14 protein-coding genes are annotated in these 17,785 nt (G+C 57.0%); 11 read left to right on the top strand and 3 right to left on the bottom strand.

The window, feature by feature from the left end; translation table 11 throughout:
* Window positions 1-72: 72 nt before the first annotated feature.
* Together mtaB and dapF are read right to left on the bottom strand one after the other, a co-directional pair.
* Complete coding sequence (gene mtaB, locus KORM41_RS06580) at window positions 73-1,374, bottom strand: tRNA (N(6)-L-threonylcarbamoyladenosine(37)-C(2))-methylthiotransferase MtaB (RefSeq protein ID WP_082719801.1); 1,302 nt, start codon at window positions 1,372-1,374, stop codon at window positions 73-75.
* Window positions 1,371-2,156 carry a diaminopimelate epimerase gene (gene dapF, locus KORM41_RS06575; RefSeq protein ID WP_082719822.1) on the bottom strand — a complete coding sequence of 262 codons (786 nt, stop codon included), beginning with the start codon at window positions 2,154-2,156 and terminating at the stop codon, window positions 1,371-1,373. The genes mtaB and dapF overlap by 4 nt, the downstream gene beginning before the upstream one ends.
* A 122-nt stretch (window positions 2,157-2,278) precedes the next feature.
* On the opposite strand from dapF, the gene KORM41_RS06570 reads away from it, so the two are divergent.
* Window positions 2,279-3,106, top strand: coding sequence for a hypothetical protein (locus KORM41_RS06570; RefSeq protein ID WP_068146392.1), 828 nt, complete (start codon window positions 2,279-2,281; stop codon window positions 3,104-3,106).
* On the opposite strand, the gene KORM41_RS06565 is transcribed toward KORM41_RS06570, so the two are convergent.
* A complete protein-coding gene (locus KORM41_RS06565) occupies window positions 3,103-4,602 on the bottom strand; it encodes an SLC13 family permease (RefSeq protein ID WP_068146388.1) in 1,500 nt (499 codons plus the stop codon). The two genes, KORM41_RS06570 and KORM41_RS06565, sit on opposite strands and share 4 nt — an antisense overlap.
* A 159-nt stretch (window positions 4,603-4,761) precedes the next feature.
* Between KORM41_RS06565 and KORM41_RS06560 the strand changes: the two genes are divergently transcribed.
* The 10 genes from KORM41_RS06560 (at window position 4,762) to rplS (ending at window position 17,655) form a co-directional block, all read left to right on the top strand.
* Complete coding sequence (locus KORM41_RS06560) at window positions 4,762-6,573, top strand: DUF885 domain-containing protein (protein ID WP_068146383.1); 1,812 nt, start codon at window positions 4,762-4,764, stop codon at window positions 6,571-6,573.
* A gap of 159 nt (window positions 6,574-6,732) precedes the next feature.
* Window positions 6,733-8,556 (top strand): ATP-binding protein, encoded by a 1,824-nt coding sequence (locus tag KORM41_RS06555; RefSeq protein WP_068146380.1) that lies wholly within the window; start codon window positions 6,733-6,735, stop codon window positions 8,554-8,556.
* A complete protein-coding gene (locus KORM41_RS06550) occupies window positions 8,553-10,340 on the top strand; it encodes an ATP-binding protein (RefSeq protein WP_068146377.1) in 1,788 nt (595 codons plus the stop codon). The genes KORM41_RS06555 and KORM41_RS06550 overlap by 4 nt, the downstream gene beginning before the upstream one ends.
* A 66-nt stretch (window positions 10,341-10,406) precedes the next feature.
* Window positions 10,407-12,167 (top strand): ATP-binding protein, encoded by a 1,761-nt coding sequence (locus tag KORM41_RS06545; RefSeq protein ID WP_068146373.1) that lies wholly within the window; start codon window positions 10,407-10,409, stop codon window positions 12,165-12,167.
* Between the two features lie 205 nt (window positions 12,168-12,372).
* On the top strand, window positions 12,373-13,761 hold the full coding sequence (ffh, locus tag KORM41_RS06540; RefSeq protein ID WP_068146693.1) for a signal recognition particle protein: 1,389 nt from the start codon (window positions 12,373-12,375) through the stop codon (window positions 13,759-13,761).
* Between the two features lie 69 nt (window positions 13,762-13,830).
* Complete coding sequence (gene rpsP / locus KORM41_RS22475; protein WP_068146371.1) at window positions 13,831-14,280, top strand: 30S ribosomal protein S16; 450 nt, start codon at window positions 13,831-13,833, stop codon at window positions 14,278-14,280.
* Between the two features lie 152 nt (window positions 14,281-14,432).
* Window positions 14,433-15,854, top strand: coding sequence for a serine hydrolase (locus tag KORM41_RS06530; protein WP_068146369.1), 1,422 nt, complete (start codon window positions 14,433-14,435; stop codon window positions 15,852-15,854).
* Between the two features lie 89 nt (window positions 15,855-15,943).
* Entirely contained in the window at window positions 15,944-16,546 is a 603-nt protein-coding gene (rimM, locus tag KORM41_RS06525; RefSeq protein ID WP_068146367.1) for a ribosome maturation factor RimM, read from the top strand.
* A complete protein-coding gene (trmD, locus tag KORM41_RS06520) occupies window positions 16,546-17,265 on the top strand; it encodes a tRNA (guanosine(37)-N1)-methyltransferase TrmD (RefSeq protein WP_068146365.1) in 720 nt (239 codons plus the stop codon). Before rimM ends, trmD begins: the two co-directional genes overlap by 1 nt.
* 6 nt (window positions 17,266-17,271) lie before the next feature.
* Window positions 17,272-17,655, top strand: a complete 384-nt coding sequence (gene rplS, locus KORM41_RS06515) for a 50S ribosomal protein L19 (protein WP_068146362.1) — start codon at window positions 17,272-17,274, stop codon at window positions 17,653-17,655.
* Window positions 17,656-17,785: the final 130 nt, after the last annotated feature.

Genomic DNA, 17,785 nt, shown 5'->3' with positions numbered 1-17,785 from the left:
TCTTGCTTCCGCTCCGATGGGCTTCGCCCATTCTCACATGAAGCGCACTCAAGGCTGCTATTTGTTCGTTGGCTATATCTTGATGCCAGACATGGCGTGCTCGGAGCTCGCCGTCAAGCGTACAGGTACAATATCGCCGGGTTCCGCGGCGCCCTCAACGATCACCGGGATGAATTGTTCGCTGTGGCCGATGGCGTTTCCGTCCGGGTCGATGCGTTCCACCAGCACATTGGCGGCTGTGCCCTCAGCGCGCTTGAACAGGTCTGCGACCCGCGCATCCCCAGCGGCGCGCAGGCGGGCGGCGCGTTCCTTGCGCACCTGCTTCGGCACGCGGTTCGGAATTTTTGCGGCGGGTGTGCCTTCGCGTTCTGAGTATGGGAACACATGCAGCCACGTCAGGTCACATTCCTCGACGAGTTTGAGGCTGTTCTGGAACATCTCCTCAGACTCCGTCGGGAAACCGGCGATGATGTCAGCGCCGAAGACCATGTCTGGGCGCTCGGCCCGTACGCGGTTTGTGAACTCAATGGCGTCGCCGCGCAGGTGGCGGCGCTTCATGCGCTTCAAAATCATGTCGTCGCCTGCCTGCAAGCTCAGGTGCAGGTGCGGCATCACGCGCGGCTCATGGATGATGGCGTCATAAAGCGGTTCGTCCACCTCGATACTGTCGATGGATGAAATCCGAAGGCGCGGCAGGTCCGGCACCAGCTTGATGATCTTTTGCACCAGCGTGCCAAGCGTCGGCGCGCCCGGCAGGTCTTCACCAAAGCTGGTGATATCCACGCCGGTCAGTACCACTTCCTTGAAGCCGCTGTCCACCAGGCGCTTGATCTGGTCCACCACCTCGCCCACACCGGTTGATCGGCTGTTGCCGCGGCCGTATGGGATGATGCAGAAAGTGCAGCGGTGGTTGCAGCCGTTCTGGATTTGAACAAACGCGCGGGCGCGTTCGCCGAAACCGTCGATCAGGTGGCCCGCGGTTTCCTTGACGGAAAAGATATCATTCACCTGCACGCGCGGCGCGTTCGACAGGTCCAGTCCCGCACGGCCAAGCCCGACGAAGCTTTTGGCCTCCAGCTTTTCCTGGTTGCCAAGAACGGTGGCGACCTCATCCATTTTGGAAAATTGTGTCGGGTCGATCTGGGCCGCGCAGCCGGTGACAATGATTGGCGTATCAGGGCGCTCGCGCTTCATGCGGCGAATGGATTGGCGTGCCTGGCGCGTGGCCTCGGCGGTCACAGCGCAGGTGTTGACGATGATCACATCCTCAAGGCCCGCGTCTTCCGCGTGGCGGCGCATCACTTCGCTCTCATAGGCATTGAGGCGGCAGCCGAAGGTAACGATTTCCGGCTCTTTTTTCACGTCACTGCTCACAGCGCGACCTCACCTTTGAAGGCAAGCGTCGCCGCACCAGTCATCTGCACTGTGCCATCCTGAAGCCATTCAATTTCAAGCGGGCCACCGTCCAGCATCACAGTGGCCTTGCGGTCCACAAGGCCAAGGCGGCTGGCGGCCACCAGGGATGCACAGGCAGCAGTGCCGCAGGCGTCAGTGATGCCCGCGCCGCGTTCCCACACGCGCAGGCGGATGGTGTCGCCTTTTACCGTGCCAACGGAGGCATTCACACGTTCCGGGAACAGGGCGTTCTTTTCCACCTGCGGGCCCCAATAGGCCAGATCAACTGCATCAGCGTCTTCCACAAAGAAGACAGCATGCGGGTTGCCCATATTCACACAGGTGGGCGAAAAAAGCGGGCCCATGGCGAAATCCACCTTCATGGTATCGGTTTCGCGGGCGAGGGGAATTTCGTTCCAAAGAAGGCGGGCTGGGCCCATGTTGACGCTGATGCCAGCGTCTGCGCGCTCGGCCGACAAAAGCCCGGCATCGGTCTCAATCGAGATTTTATCTTTGCCGGTCTCGTCCAGCACCAGTTGGCCCACGCAGCGGGTCGCGTTGCCACAGGCGCCCACGCGGCCGCCATCGGCATTCCGGATTTCCATGAAGATGTCTGCTTTGCCTGATGTGCGCAGGATGATCAGCTGGTCACAACCGATGCCGCGCCTGCGGTTGGAAAGCGCGCGCACCTCATCGTCCGCCAGCGCGAAGTCGTCTTCGCGGGCGTCGAAAATGATGAAATCATTGCCCAGTCCATGCATCTTCAGGAACGGGCGCATATGCTGGCCTTTTTCCATGAGGCAGCTTATATGGGGTCTGGGGGCGCAGAGTCTATGGATTTCTGCGCGCTACACATAGAATCTGGGGGCTTGGGGCTGCTTTCGTGCCAGGACACAAGAAAATCATCATCCATGCGGGGTTTCACCGCTGTGCGTCGACCGCCGTGCAGGACATGTTGCGGGATTACCGGGCGCCCATAGAGGCTTTGGGAACCACTGTGTTGCTGCGCGAAGACCTGGAAGGCTGGCTTTCGGGCCGCCAGCTCAGACTTCTGTACCGGTACGAGCGCGGGTCGCTGGTGTCCGCATTTCGGTTGAAGTTAGCTGTGCGCATGCTGGCGCGCATCCCAGCCGACCGGGTGGTGATCAGCGAAGAGCTGTTGCTGGGCCTGATGCCCGGCGTGCGTGACGCCGGCTTTTACCCCCACTTTGGCAATTTCCTGACGGCCGTGAAAGCGCTCGCCAAATCCTTTGATGTTGAGCTCAGGTTCATCGCCCGGCGGCAGGACCGCTTCCTTGAATCCGCCTATGCCTTTCGCGTGCCGCGCGGCTTGCGCGCATCCTTTCCAGACTATGTCGCCTCTATCGGGCTTGAAAATGTTTCGTGGCTGGGGCTTTTGCAGCAGGTGGAAGAAGCTGGCCTGCAAGGCTGCTGCCGTTTTGGGGTGCTTGAAAGCGCGCCTGCAGCGGCGCGCGGCCGGTGGGCCATGGACTTCCTGGGGCTGGGTGATGTGGCAATAGGCGAAGAGGTCAGGCTGAGCGGTAACCGCCGCCGGTCAGAGACGGAACTGCTGGAGATGCTGGGCCCACAAAAGCAGGTAGGCTTCACGGATGAAGAGCGCGCGGCTTTCCTGGCGCAGCATGCCGCGGATAACACCGCCTTTCTGGCACACCCGATGGTGGACGCGCCAGCAGACGTTTGGAACCACTAGCCAAAGATCATGGGCAGCAGGCTGTAGCACAGCGCCGCCACAACAAAAGTTCCGATCACATTCAGCCAAAGTCCGGCGCGCATCATGTCCGGCACATGCAATTGCCCGGTTGAAAAGACAACCGCATTCGGGCCGGTGGCAACCGGCAGCATGAAAGCGCAGCTGGCGGCCATGGCTGTTGGGGCGGCAAGCATGATGGGGTCGATATCCGCGCTGGTCGCGAGGGCGCCAAGAACCGGCACAAGCGCCGCCGTGGTGGCTGTGTTGCTGGTCAGTTCCGTCAGGAAAATCACCATACCTACAATCACCAGCATGATGACAAACAGATGGGCGCCCGACAGGCCAGCCATATGGTTGCCAAGCCACACGGCAAGACCGGTAGCCTGAATGGCAGCAGCGAGGCTAAGGCCGCCGCCGAACAGCAGGATCACGCCCCACGGAAGTTCAACAGCGCTTTCCCAGCTGAGGAGCGCCTTGTGTTTGTTGACCGCGCCGCCGCCTGCGGGGATCACGAACATGGCAAGGCCTGCCGCCACGGCGATATGCATGTCTGAGAGGCGGGCGACGAATGGCAGAAGGCTCGTCAGCCATTCCAGGTCCACCAGGACCTGGCGGAAGCTCCACAGCAGCGCCATGCAGGTCATTACAACAGCCACGCGCTTTTCAGGCGTGGTGATTTTGCCCATAGCTTCAAGTTCGCTTTGCACCACTTCGCTGCCGCCACGCGCCAGATGGGCTTCGAACGGAAAGCAGATTTTGGTCAGCACCAGCCACGCCAGGGGCACCATCACAAGCACCACCGGTACGGCGAACATCATCCATTCAATGAACAGGATTTCGCGGCCGGTGGTGAGCTGGATGAAGTCTTTCACAAACAGGTTTGGCGGCGTGCCGATATAGGTGCCAAGCCCGCCGATGGAAGCCGACCAGGCGCAGCCGATAAGAAGCGCGATGGTGAAGCGGTGACCGGTGGCTTTTTCCTTCAGGATGGTTTGCGCCACCGTCAGCGCGATGGGCACGATCATCAGCGTGGTGGCTGTGTTGGATATCCACATGGAGAGGAGCGCCGAAGCCGCCATGAAGCCCGCAATCAGGGCCGCCGGATGGTCACCCACGCGGGCGAGGATATTCAGCGCGATACGCCTGTGCAGGTCCCATTTCTGCATGCCCATGGCGGCCAGGAAGCCACCCAGAAGCAGGAAAATAACAGGCCTGGCGTATGGCAGCGACGCTTCGCTGGAGCTTGCGGCGCCCAGTAGCGGCAGCATGACAAGTGGTAACAGGCTGGTGGCTGGCACCGGAATGGCTTCGGTGGCCCACCATGTGGCCATCAGCATGGCAAGCGCAACGACAGACCAGGCATCCTGCGAAAGGGCCGAAGGGGGGGCGCTGAAGAGCACCGCAAAGAACAGCAACGGCCCAAGGAACAGACCGATGGTCTGATAGGTCGCCCTTGTCTCTGTGTTGGTGTGAATCTCGCCCTGCTGGTTGGCCATGCCGTTTCCTCCCTTGTCCCTTGCCTATCTCCATATCGGCAACCGCGATTGCTGTGAAGGCCTTAATGTCTTTTCAATGCTGGCGGGCAGAGAAAGAACCGGCTTGAGACTTTTCAGGATTGGGCTATTCTGCCGACACAAAACAACAGGGAGGATAGGATGTCTGTCAAAAAACTATTAGGCGGCATAGCCGTAGTTGCCGTGCTTGCCGGGAGTGTTTACGTCTCCAAACTTGTCTGGTTCAAACCGTTCAGTTTCGACGATTTCCAGACCCGCGTGATTGTCAAGGAAGGGCTCGACAGCCCTCAGACCATGAGCTCGCTTCGTATGCTGGAGCCATGGGGCATCACCGGCCACAATGCCGAACTGGATGATCTGTCGCTGGCGCACGATGAAGTGCAGCGCGCTCGGACCCAGGAAAACTATGAAATCCTGATGTCTTATGAGGACGAGGGCCTGGACGCCGAGCAACGCTTCAACAAGAAGCTGATGGCCTATAGCCTGAAGGAAGACCTCGAGCATCCGGAATATGATTATTACAATTATCCGCTGACCCAGCTCTATGGCTGGCACAATAATTTCCCCGCTTTCATGACCGGGACGCACTCGATTCAGGATCTGGATGAGGCTGAATATTATGTGGCGCGCCTGCATGCTGCCCGCACCCAGTTCGACCAGTTTATGGAGCAACTGAAGAAGCGCGAGGAAATCGGCATTATTCCGCCAACCTTCATTCTTGAAAAAGTCGAAGCGCAGCTGAAACCGTTCGTCAAAGACGATCCGAAAGAAAACGCCTTCTATGCGGGCGTGAAAGACAAGATCGAAGGCCTTGAAGACGCATCCGACGCTGATAAAGCCCGCATTCTGGGTGAGATCGAAGCGGCGATTACTGATGTCATCAACCCGATCTGGGGTGAGTTGCAGCAGTATGTGGCGACGCTGAAAGCCAAGTCAAACAACGATGCCGGTGCCTGGAAATTCCCGGACGGCGAGCGTTTCTACAAAACGCGTCTTGAGCATTTCACCACTACGGATATGACGGCCGAAGAAATTCACCAGCTTGGCCTCAGCGAAGTGGCGCGCCTGCAGGGCCAGATGCTCGGGATATTTGCTGAGATGGGCTATGACACATCGATCCCATTCGCTGAGCTGATTGAAGCCTACGCAGACGAACCACGTCACTATTATCCTGACACAGCTGAGGGACGCGAACAAATTCTGGCGGACTATACAGCCATGATCGAGGAAATTGACGCAGGTATCGCGGACCAGTTCAACATGAAGCCAAAGGCGCCTGTTGAGGTTGTGCGGGTGCCTGAATTCATGGAGCAGGGCGCACCCGGTGGTTACTATAACCAGCCTGCCATGGACGGCAGCCGTCCTGGCCAGTTCTATGCCAATCTTTATGACATTAAAGGCACGCCGAAGTATGGCATGCGCGCGCTGACCTACCATGAAGCTGTGCCGGGCCACCATTATCAGATCGCCCTGCAGATGGAGCAGGAAGACCTGCCGATGTTCCGTCAGTTCAGTCACTATGGTGCCTATGTGGAAGGCTGGGCGCTTTATGCAGAGCGTGTGGGCTGGGAGCTTGGCTTCATGAAAACCAACGACGACAAGATCGGCGCGCTTCAGTCTGAACTGTTCCGGGCTGTGCGTTTGGTGGTTGACACCGGCATTCATGCCAAGAAATGGACCCGCGAGCAGGCGATTGATTATATGGCCTCCAATACCGGCATGGCCATGAGCGATGTGGTCACCGAGATTGAGCGCTACATTGTATGGCCAGGTCAGGCGACGGGCTACAAGATTGGCCAGTTGACCATGCTGCGGCTTCGCGACAAGGCGCGTGACGCCCTTGGCGACAAGTTTGACATCAAGGCATTCCATGATCTGGTGCTGAAGGGCGGGGCTGTGCCGCTGACGATCCTGGAAGAACAGGTGGACGCCTTTATCGAAGCCAATTCCTAAGGCTTCGGCAACAAAAGCAGATTTTAAAGGGCAGGTTTACCTGCCCTTTATTTTTTCGGAGATATAGTGCAGGCTTCAGTCGCGATCTGGGGGATGGCCTGTTTTGGGAGAGACAGGTTCTGCTGAAGGGAAGAGGATGCGCCGCAGGTGGCATCATTGGTGAGCGAAAATATCAGCCGAAAATCCAGCCGTGCACTTAAAGTGCGCCAGGCGCTGGACGGTCTTTATCTGGGCCAACTGCCTACCATCCTGCTGGTGATGTCCTGCTATTATGTTTTTACCGGCATTTCCCATCTTATCGTTCTGCCTGCCGAAATCCGCTATGTGCTTGCACTTCTTTCATTTTCGGCGTCGGCCATTGGTATGGCCACATGGTGGCTGCTGAAGCTTAAGAAGATACCGGCGCGCCTCAGTCATGTTGCCTTCCTGCCGTCTGCCTTTTCGGTCATTATACTGGTCTTCGTGCATGTGGAGATGACAGGCGATCTGCTGCAGTTGACGAACTTCATGCTTGTCCTGCTCGCATTTGGTTTCATCACCCTTCTGCCGATCCTTTACATCGGCTTGGTCGCTTTATGTTCCGTCACGTTCGTCAGTTGCCTCATAGGAATCGGTGGGCCTTTGACGATGCATATTGCCTTCATGGGGGTCGCCAGTATCGTCCTGAGTGGGCTGTGTTTCTTTCAGCGCTACCGCACGCTCAGCAACGTTGAGCGACTGTTGATATCCAACCGGTCCAAATCCCAGGCGTTGGCCGCCCGGGCACGCGAGGCACGTGACCTTTTGAAGGAAGCGGAAAAAGCAGCACTGGAGGCACAGCGTGCCAATGAAGCAAAGGGTGTTTTCCTTGCCAATACCAGTCATGAACTGAGAACCCCGTTGACGGGTGTGCTTGGCATGATGCGCCTTCTGGGGGATACCCGGCTGACGGACGAGCAACAGGAATTCCTTAAGGCTGCGCAATTCAGCGCGAACACACTGTTGACGTTGATCAACGATATTTTGGACCTGGCCCGCATGGAAGAGGGCAAGCTGGACCTCATGGGGGAAGCCTTCAGGGCAGATGAGGTCGCCCGGCAGATTGTTGATCTGCTGACGCCCACTGCGACTGAAAAAGGGCTGGAGCTGAAGTTCCATGAAGGCGCTGAGCCTTTCCCGGAAACGCTGGGGGACAGTGTCCGTGTTGGGCAGATACTGTTCAACCTGGTTGGTAATGCCATCAAGTTTACAGACAAGGGTAAGGTGGATGTCAGTGTGCGTCTGGGCCCAGAGGGGGCTGGGCGGCGACATATGATATTTGAGGTGCAGGACACCGGCATCGGATTTTCGAATGAGGAACTGGAGAGGCTTTTCTCGCGGTTTGAGCAAGCCGATGGGTCGGCGATAAAGAAGCAGGGCGGTGCGGGGCTTGGACTGGCTATTTGCCGCGAGCTCGCCGCTCTGATGGGCGGGCGTCTGTATGCCGAAGCGGCGGAAGGAAAAGGTGCGCGCTTTGTCTTTGAGGTGCAGATGCCGCTGGCGTTCGAGGGCGCAGGGCAAGATGCCTTTGATGCTGGCGCAGACTTGGCGGTTAATGTAGTACCGGAAGGGCTGTCTGTGCTGGTGGCGGAAGACAACAACATCAACCGGATGTTGATTGAGAAACTCCTGGGACGATTGAACTGGAATTTGTCGTTTGCGGAGGACGGCAACCAGGCGCTGGAAGCGGCGCTTGGGAGTGATTTCGATCTGATCCTGATGGATGTCCGCATGCCGGGCATGGACGGGGTCGAGGCAACGAAGGCCATCCGGAAATCAGGCGGGCAGCGCTCTCAGGTGCCGATCATTGCGCTAACAGCCAACACGATGGCAGAAGATATTGCGGCCTATCATGAGGCTGGGATGGATGCAGTGGTTGGGAAACCGATCCAGATAGATCAACTCAGGCAGGCTGTGCAGGCTGTGCTTTCTGAGCGGCAGAACAGGGAGCAGGTGGGCGCGTGACCGAGTTGGCCACAGATAAGCATGATGTCGGGCCCCCTGAAGATGGCCGCACGGCGGTGCCTGACTTATTGGCTGTTGAGTTGAACAAGATTTCTCAGCGCTACCTGAGCGCCATGGCCATGATACTTGCTGTTTTCTATAGCATCAGGGGCGCTGCTTTCCTCGTCACCTCCAAAGAGGTGGATCCGGTGGCCCTTGCTGTTCCCGCCTTTGCTGCAGCACTCTATGGCTTGGTGGTTTCCCGGCAGGCCAAGAAGCTGGTGTTGTCGCGACCGGTGGTAGAGGTACACTTCTTCATTATCTGCCTGATTCTGATCTTCAATACCGGGTGGGCCTATATCCAGGGCTTCAACAGTGAAATCACGCCAAACATGTCGTTCGTGTTGATGGCGGTTGGCCTTGGAACCATCTCGCTATGGAACTGGCTCGCACAAGGGACTTTGGTGGTTCTGGCCTACGTTGCTGTGCTGGCGACGATTGGGCCGCCTGATGGCAAGCCCTTTTTCTTTTATCTACTCACTGGATCAGCGCTTTCCCTGCTGGCGTTCAAGGCCCGGCTGTCGGTCATTCAGGACCGGATGGAATTGGAGGTCGAGTTGATCGACAAAGCCCAGAAGCTTGAAGCCGCGCACAAGGCCAAGGACCGCTTCATGGCCAATATGACGCACGATCTTCGCACACCGATGACCGGCGTATTGGGCATGATGGACCTGCTGCGGGATACCAGGCTGACAAAAGAGCAGACCCGCCTTCTGGATACCGCGAAAACAAGCGCTGGGTATCTCTTGTCCATCATCAATGACATCCTGGATTTTTCGAAGCTTGAGTCCGGCAAGTTTGAGCTGAAGCCTGCCCCGATGGACGCTGTGGCCCTCACCCGTGATGTTATTGAGATGCTCAGGGCGCAGGCGCAGGTGAAGAATATTTCCCTGACACTTGATTTGCCTGAGGAAGAACCGGTCGCCGTAAAAGGCGATGGCCTTCGCATCGGGCAAGTGCTTTTCAATCTTGTGGGCAATGCCATTAAATTTACCGAAAAGGGCGGTGTGACCGTAAGTTTGAAGCTGCATGATCATGCGAGCGGGCTGTCCGTTGAATGGATTGTTGCTGATACCGGCGCCGGTATCCCGCAGGACCGGATTGAGAAGCTGTTCGACCGATTCGAGCAGATGGACGCTTCCGCAACACGTCAGCAACAGCACGGTACGGGGCTTGGTCTTGCCATCATTCGTGAACTTCTGGCGCTGATGGGCGGATTTGTGGAAGTTGCAAGCGAGGTGGGTAAGGGTACTGAATTCAGTTTTACAGTGCCGCTTGAGCGAGTGAATGCGGATCAGCTGGCAACTGCACCGACTGTGTCAGAGCCGGAAGCCGTGTTGTCGTTGCCGCTCAGGATCCTTGTGGCCGAAGACAATATGGTGAACCAAACGCTGATCCAACGCCTGTTGACCAAACAGGGGTGGCAAGTGCAGATCGTGGAAAATGGCGAAGCGGCGGTTGCAGCGGTAACCAAGACAGACCAGCCCTATGATCTGGTGCTCATGGATGTCCAGATGCCGGTGATGGATGGCCTCAGCGCCACCCGTATCATCAAGGACAAGATGGTCAACCCACCGCCGGTGATTGCTCTGACGGCAAACACCATGAAAGAGGATGTCGAGCGGTATCTGGAAGCCGGAATGGACGCCCACGTGGGCAAGCCGATCAATATGGCTGACCTAACAAGTGCCATCGCTAGAGTGTTGACGACACGCGACAAAAAGGCAAGCGGAGAAAGTGCCTGACCCGGCTTGCCTATTTGCTCTGACTGTGGGTAAATGCTTGCATCGCAACATTGGGGTTGGGTTTCCGTGAGCAACAATATTCCGCCAGGTGGTATTGGGGTGGACCAACGCTATACGGCTGAACGTGTTCAGGCGGAGATGAATGGTGTTGCCCAGAATTATCTGAAAGTGGCCTCCATTGGCGTTGCGCTTTATTACCTGCTGCGCAGTGTGGCTTACTTGGTAAAGCTCCCGCCGGAAACAGCTCCTTATCTTGTCTCGGGCGCACTGGGCGCTGTGGCTGTCTGCACTGTTTTCTTCCTGTTGTGCCGTCGAGAGCATTTAAAGCCCCTGTATGTGGAGTCGATGACAATCTCGGTCGGTCTCCTGTTGGTGTTCAACATATTTTTCAATATGTATTTTACCGGAAACAAGAACCAACTTCTCAGCGCTGGGCTGGCAATCATTGTATTCGGTCTGATCACCGCTCAGTTGCGTGTTTGGATTGTGCTCGTAGGCGTTTGTGTTACCTGCTTTGTTATTTCTCTGTTTTATCTGCCAGATGTGGGCGTGGATGCCTTTGCCGTTCTGGGTGCCTGTACCATAATATCGGTTGGCGCCTTTCTTTCCCGGGCGCCGGCCATCCGGCATAGGGTGGAGCTGCAGCTCCAACTGGAAGACAAGGCCCAGTCACTTGAAGATGCAATCAAGGCGAAGGACCGCTTTCTGGCCAATATGACCCATGAGCTTAGAACGCCCCTGACTGGCGTGCTGGGCATGATGGACCTGTTGCGCGACACAAGGCTGACGAAAGAGCAGAAGCAGCTATTGAAAACGGCGAAAACAAGCGCCGGATATCTGCTGGCCATCATTAGCGATATTCTTGATTACTCAAAGCTTGAATCCGGCAAGTTCGAACTTGTTGTCGGCCCGATGGATGCCGTCGCCATGACCCGCGATATTGCGGGAATGCTGCGCGGGCAGGCCGAGGCAAAAGGCATATCGGTTACGGTGCATGTGCCCGAGCAGAAGGAGCTGTGGGTGGAAGCCGACAGCGTGCGGCTTGGCCAGGTTCTGTTCAATTTGCTGGGGAATGCCATCAAATTTACCGACAAGGGTGGCGCCGATATTTATCTCGAGATCAAGCAGGAAGCCGAAGCCGCGCGCCTGACCTGGCGTGTGTGCGATACCGGGTCGGGCATTCCCAAGGAACGCATTTCAAATCTGTTTGAACGTTTTGAACAACTGGGGGACGACAATACCCGCCGCCAGACGGGAACCGGGCTGGGGCTTGCCATCATCAAGGAGCTGATCGAGCTGATGGATGGCGATATCGACGTGAAAAGCGAGCTTGGTGCGGGGTCTGAGTTCCGTGTGACCGTAACCCTACCACGGGCGAAGAAGGTGCTGCGGGAAGCCTCTGTCCAGTCTGCCGGCGATGGTCTGGCCGCGTTGGGGCCGCTGAAGGTTTTGGTGGCAGAGGACAATCTGATCAACCAGCTTCTGGTCTGCAAACTTCTGGAGCAGCGTGGCTGGGACATAACGGTGGTGGAAAATGGCGAAGATGCGGTGGCTGCAGCGACAGAGACAGGGGGTGTTTTTGATCTGGTGCTGATGGATGTACGCATGCCGGTCATGGACGGGCCAACGGCCACCAGGCTCATCAAGGAAAAGATGAAAGCGCCGCCACCGGTGGTTGCCCTGACAGCCAACACGATGAAGGCGGACGTGGAAAGCTATCTCAAGGCCGGGATGGATGCCTGCGTGGGCAAGCCCATCATAATCGATGAACTGCTGGAAACCATTCAGGCGGTGTTGAAACCAGATGGCGCGAACGGCAGCCATTAGATGCCTGTTTTACTTGACTTAAAGCACCGTTCTTCATAAGAAAGGCGCGCTTCCCACAGGAAGAGACAAACCAGATGCGCCTACGAAGACCCGAGCTTTGGGGTGCCCACCAGTCAGCGAGTTTCGCCCACTGGTGCGATAGTCATTTGGCTAAGTCTTTGTTGGGAAAAGTGAATTATGAACCGTTGCAAAGGTGGTTTTGCATATGTTTGATAGCCTGTCTGACCGGCTGAGTGGTATTTTTGATGGCCTGAAGCGCCGTGGTGCGCTGAAGGAATCGGACGTCTCTGAGGCGCTCCGGGAAGTGCGTGTGGCACTTCTGGAGGCCGATGTTGCGCTGCCGGTCGTCAAGGATTTCGTCTCCCGCGTGAAAGAAAAGGCTATTGGCCAGCAGGTGCTGAAGTCGGTCACGCCAGGCCAGCAGGTTGTCAAGATCGTCAATGACGAACTGGTCGCCATGCTCGGCAGTGAGACTAGCGCGATCAACACGGCGGGTGTGCCGCCGGTGGCGATCCTGATGGTGGGCCTGCAGGGTTCCGGTAAAACCACGACGACCGCGAAGATCGCGAAGCGCCTGACGGAAAAAGAGAACAAGAAGGTTCTCATGGCGTCCCTCGACGTACGCCGCCCGGCCGCGCAAGAGCAGCTGAAGATTTTGGGCGAGCAGATCGGCGTCAAGACGCTGCCGATCATTGAGGGCCAGATGCCGGTGGATATCACCCGCCGCGCCATGGATGCCGCCAAGCTGCAGGGCTATGACGTTGTCATGCTCGATACTGCGGGCCGCCTGCATATCGACCAGAGCCTGATGGCTGAGGTTGTCGCCGTTCGCAACACAGCGATGCCGCTTGAAACGCTTCTGGTGGCAGACAGCCTGACGGGCCAGGACGCCGTCAATGTGGCGAAAGAATTTGATGCGCAGGTCGGGATTACCGGCGTGGCGCTCACGCGTATGGATGGTGACGGGCGTGGCGGTGCGGCGCTTTCCATGCGGGCTGTTACCGGCAAGCCGATCAAGCTTGCGGGTACCGGTGAAAAGATGGACGCGCTGGAGGATTTCCATCCCGAGCGTGTGGCAAGCCGGATCCTCGGCATGGGCGACGTTGTCAGCCTCGTGGAAAAGGCCGCCGAAACCATTGAAAAAGAAGACGCTGAAAAAATGGCCAAGAAAATGGCCAAAGGCGAATTCGACCTTGATGACCTGCGCACCCAGCTTCAGCAAATGGCGAAGATGGGCGGCATGAAAGGTGTGCTTGGCATGCTGCCCGGTATGGGCAAGCTGAAGGGCGCCATGAATGCAGGCATGGACGACAAGGTATTCAAGCGTCAGGAAGCGATCATTTCTTCCATGACGCAGAAGGAGCGCAAACAACCAAAAATGATCAACGCCAGCCGCAAGAAGCGGATCGCGGCGGGGTCAGGCACCAGCGTGCCAGAGGTTAACAAGCTCCTGAAAATGCATATGCAGATGGCCAAAATGATGAAGAAGATGTCCGCTATGGGCAAAAAGGGCCGGATGCCAATGATGCCAGGTGGAATGGGCGGCGGTATGCCCGGTGGCCTTCCACCAGGATTTGACAAACTGTTCTCTTAAACAAGAACGCACTGAAACTTGAGAATACTCCCCGGCCACAGTTGGCGGGGAATCTGAAAGGAAAATAAAATGGCACTTGCAATTCGTCTGGCCCGTGGTGGCGCGAAGAAACGTCCTTACTACCGCATCGTTGTGGCTGACAGCCGCTCCGCTCGCGATGGTAAATTCATCGAAAAAGTTGGCACCTACAACCCAATGCTCGCAAAAGACGACGAGAACCGTGTGAACATCGACATGGACCGCGTTAAAGAGTGGATGGGCAAAGGCGCGAAGCCTTCTGACCGTGTTGCTCGCTTCCTGGAAGCTGCTGGCGTTCTTGAAAAGAAAGTTCGCAACAACCCGAACAAAGCGAAGCCTGGCCAGAAAGCTCTCGACCTGATCGAAGAGAAAAAAGCCAAAGCTGAAGCTGCTGCTGAAGCTGCGAAGGAAGCTGAAGAAGCTGCAAAGGCTGCTGCTGAAGCACCTGCAGAAGAAGCTCCAGCTGAAGAAGCTGCCGCAGAAGAAGCTGCTGCTGAGTAAGCTTAACTGCTACTTGCGAATAGAAGACGGCGTGCCGGGCAACCTGCACGCCGTTTTTTATTGAGCTTTAGTCACTTCGATTTTCGAAAAGTTTCGCGCGCTGTTTTTTATGACTATACCCTAATTTAAACGGCTAATTGCGAAGGTGGTGTATGAAAAGACTTGGTCTGATGGTGATGACGGCAGCGATGCTAGTGTCCATGGCGGTGGCGGGTGTCTTCGCTGCGGCTGAAGCTGCCGAAGGCAGCGCGGAAATCACGCAAGTGCAGCTTGCCAGCAAGGTTGATGAAATCGCCGATGCCTATGCCGATCTTGGCTGGTTCAACGGTGTAGTGGTGCTGGCACACTCGGGCACGCCTGTGTTTGAACGCGCCTATGGCCTTGCAAACCGGGAAGCGAACGTGCCCAACAGCCTGCAGACCCGCTTCAACCTTGGCTCCATCATGAAGCACTTCACTGCTGTGCTGGTGCTGCAGCAGGTGGAAAAGGGCAGGCTTAGCCTGGATGATACACTCGACCAGTTTGACCTTGGATTTGCGGACCCACGGGCCGCGGGTATCACCATCAGCCAGTTACTGCACCACCGGTCTGGCTTTCCGGATATCTTCACCGCTGCATATAGGGAAAATCAGCTGGCTTTCGACACGATCGAGAAACGGCTTGAGCTTCTGCGCACCGCGCCGCTCCTGTTCGATCCAGGCAGCGATAGCCGTTATTCCAATTATGGCTATACCGTTCTTGGGGCCGTGCTTCAGAAGGTGACAGGCAAGCGCTTTGAAGTGCTTTTGCACGACAATATCTTTAAGCCGCTCTCCTTGAAAAATTCGGTCTATCCTTACGCACCTGGCCACCCTGGCCAGTCCCTGCGCTACAGCTTCAATTATGCGGGCGAACAGGCCTTTGTTGGTGTGACGGAACATCACGGCCCGGATGGCGGCATTGAAGCGACGGCGGGTGACGTGCTCACCTTCTTTCGGGGGCTGTTTTATTCGGACAAGTTGCTGTCGCGCAAAGGCGATGCCTTCAAAAGCTATTTCGGTGGCGCGCGGGACCATTGGGCCTCTTTCGGTGGTGGCGCGGGCCTCAGCACAGCTGTCGAGCTGGACTTTGGGAGCGACTATCAGATTGTGGTGCTGGCCAACACAGATAACCTGGTAGCAGAGCTGATCTCTGGCCGGGTGCTTTCTGTTATCCGCGAAGGCAGCCATGCGCCCGTCACGCTGCCGCCGCATGTCTTTGCCTATCGCCAGTATCAGAAGCTCGGGCCGCAGGCCTTCAGCGAACGCTTCAGGGATATTTATGATGAAGCGGGCTATGGCCAGTTCATCGGCCGCACGCTGAATGAGCTTGGTATGTCGCTGTTGGCTGACAAGGAATGGGATCAGGCGCTTGATGTTTTCCGGGCGCTTGAAGCCACATTCCCAAGTGCGCCGCAGGTCTATGACAGCCTCGCTTTCGCCTACAGCCGCATGGGGCAGCTTGAAGAAGCGCAGGCGCAGTTCCTCAAGGCGCTTGCCATCAAGCCTGATTTCAGGAGCGACTATAGCGCCGACGGCTACGGCACGGAGCAGTAGCCGGAGGCGTGGGCAAGGCTTCTATTTCTTGACTCGCGTCCCCATGCCACATAGACACGCGGCTGACTTTTGTTGTCAGGACGATAGACATGACAAACGCATCGGAAGAACGCCGCCAGCGCGGCGTGGAAGACGGCTGGATCTCTGTTGGTGCCTTTGCGGGCTCACACGGGGTAAGGGGCGACGTGCGCCTGAAGTCTTTCACCGATGTGCCTCAAGCCCTGTTTTCATATCCCGCCCTTCATAAAGGCGCGGGCGGCCCTGCCCTCAAGCTCAAGCTGCTGCGCGAAGCAAAAGACGGCTTCATTGTGCGGGTTGAGGGCGTTATGAACCGCGAGGATGCGCAGGCGCTGAAAGGCACCAAGATATATGTCCCCCGCGATGCGCTGCAGGCCGAGGATGAAGACGAGTTCTATCTGGCAGACCTCATTGGCCTTGAGGCGCGTGATCCGTCGGGCGATGTGGTTGGGCTTGTGCGCGCGGTTGAAAACTTTGGCGCGGAAGACCTGCTGGAACTGGTGCTTGTGACCCCGCTCAAGGGTCTTGGCCGCCACGCCTTCATCCCGTTCCGCAAGGCCTTTGTGCCGGTGGTGGATGTGAAGGCGGGCTATGTGGAAATCCTGTTTGATGACTGGGTCAAAACCCAGGTCAGCGAACGCGATTCGGATGACGCTGAAAAGGGGGGCAAATAATGGACCCGCTTTTCACCGCACAGATACTGACCATCTTCCCGGACATGTTCCCGGGGTGCCTTGGGCAGTCGCTCGCAGGAAAAGGCCTTGATGAGGGCCGGTGGGCGCTAAAAACGCTGGACATCCGCGATTTTTCGAGCGATAAGCACCGCTCGGTGGACGATACCCCCGCGGGCGGTGGCCCGGGGATGGTGATGCGCGCCGATATTTTGGGCAAGGCAATCGATGCTGCACGCGCGGATGCCAAGCCTGAATGGCCCCTGGTTTACATGAGCCCACGCGGCAAACGCTTCGATCAATCCGAAGCGAAGCGCTGGCAGGAAGCAGGGGGTGTCACGCTACTGTGTGGTCGCTTCGAAGGCGTTGATGAACGCGTTCTTGAAGCCCGGGGCGTGGAAGAAGTGAGCGTTGGGGATTTTATCCTCTCGGGTGGTGAGCCCGCGGCGCTTGTGATGCTGGATGCGGTGGTTCGTTTGCTGCCGGGTATCATGGGCAAGACCGAGACGCTCGACGAAGAGAGCTTCGAAAGCGGGTTACTTGAGTATCCGCAATACACCAGGCCAGCGGTCTGGGAAGGTCGGGAAATTCCCGAGGTGCTCACAAGTGGGCACCACAAACGCGTCGCCCAGTGGCGCCGTGAAAAAGCAGAAGAGTTGACCCGTTTACGCCGGCCGGATCTCTGGTCGACCTATGAGCAGGCAAACAAGAAAAAAGGTTGAAGACCGATGAACATTATTCAGAAGCTCGAGCAAGAGCAGATTGAAAAGCTGACCGAAGGCAAAGAAATCCCTGCATTCGGTGCTGGTGACACCCTGCGTGTTAACGTGAAGGTTCGCGAAGGCGAGCGTGAGCGTATCCAGGCTTATGAAGGCGTGTGTATCGCCCGTTCCAACAAAGGTGTGAACTCCAACTTCACCGTACGTAAGATTTCTTACGGCGAAGGCGTTGAGCGTGTATTCCCGCTCTATGGCCCAGTTGTTGACAGCATCACTGTTGTTCGTCGCGGTAAAGTACGTCGTGCGAAGCTCTACTACCTGCGTGGCCGTACTGGTAAGTCTGCTCGTATCGCCGAGAAGAAAGACTTCAATCGCGGCAAGAACGCGAAATAATATTTCAAACTTTCGGCGCTTCGCTTATTATTTGTTGCGAAGCGCTGAGGGTGGATATAAAGAACGGGGGCGGGACGCGGGTCTTGCCCCCGTTTTTCATTTTGGCCGGTCTGAACTTACTGGCGCCGAT

Source organism: Kordiimonas lipolytica (genome assembly GCF_001550065.1).
This window is presented reverse-complemented; position numbering and strand designations above follow the sequence as displayed.

Coding starts and splice junctions, on each gene's coding strand:
- trmD (WP_068146365.1), top strand. CDS start 16,546: ATGGACCCGCTTTTCACCGCACAGATACTGACCATCTTCCCGGACATG.
- rpsP (WP_068146371.1), top strand. CDS start 13,831: ATGGCACTTGCAATTCGTCTGGCCCGTGGTGGCGCGAAGAAACGTCCT.
- rplS (WP_068146362.1), top strand. CDS start 17,272: ATGAACATTATTCAGAAGCTCGAGCAAGAGCAGATTGAAAAGCTGACC.
- KORM41_RS06565 (WP_068146388.1), bottom strand. CDS start 4,602: ATGGCCAACCAGCAGGGCGAGATTCACACCAACACAGAGACAAGGGCG.
- dapF (WP_082719822.1), bottom strand. CDS start 2,156: ATGCATGGACTGGGCAATGATTTCATCATTTTCGACGCCCGCGAAGAC.
- ffh (WP_068146693.1), top strand. CDS start 12,373: ATGTTTGATAGCCTGTCTGACCGGCTGAGTGGTATTTTTGATGGCCTG.
- KORM41_RS06530 (WP_068146369.1), top strand. CDS start 14,433: ATGAAAAGACTTGGTCTGATGGTGATGACGGCAGCGATGCTAGTGTCC.
- KORM41_RS06560 (WP_068146383.1), top strand. CDS start 4,762: ATGTCTGTCAAAAAACTATTAGGCGGCATAGCCGTAGTTGCCGTGCTT.
- rimM (WP_068146367.1), top strand. CDS start 15,944: ATGACAAACGCATCGGAAGAACGCCGCCAGCGCGGCGTGGAAGACGGC.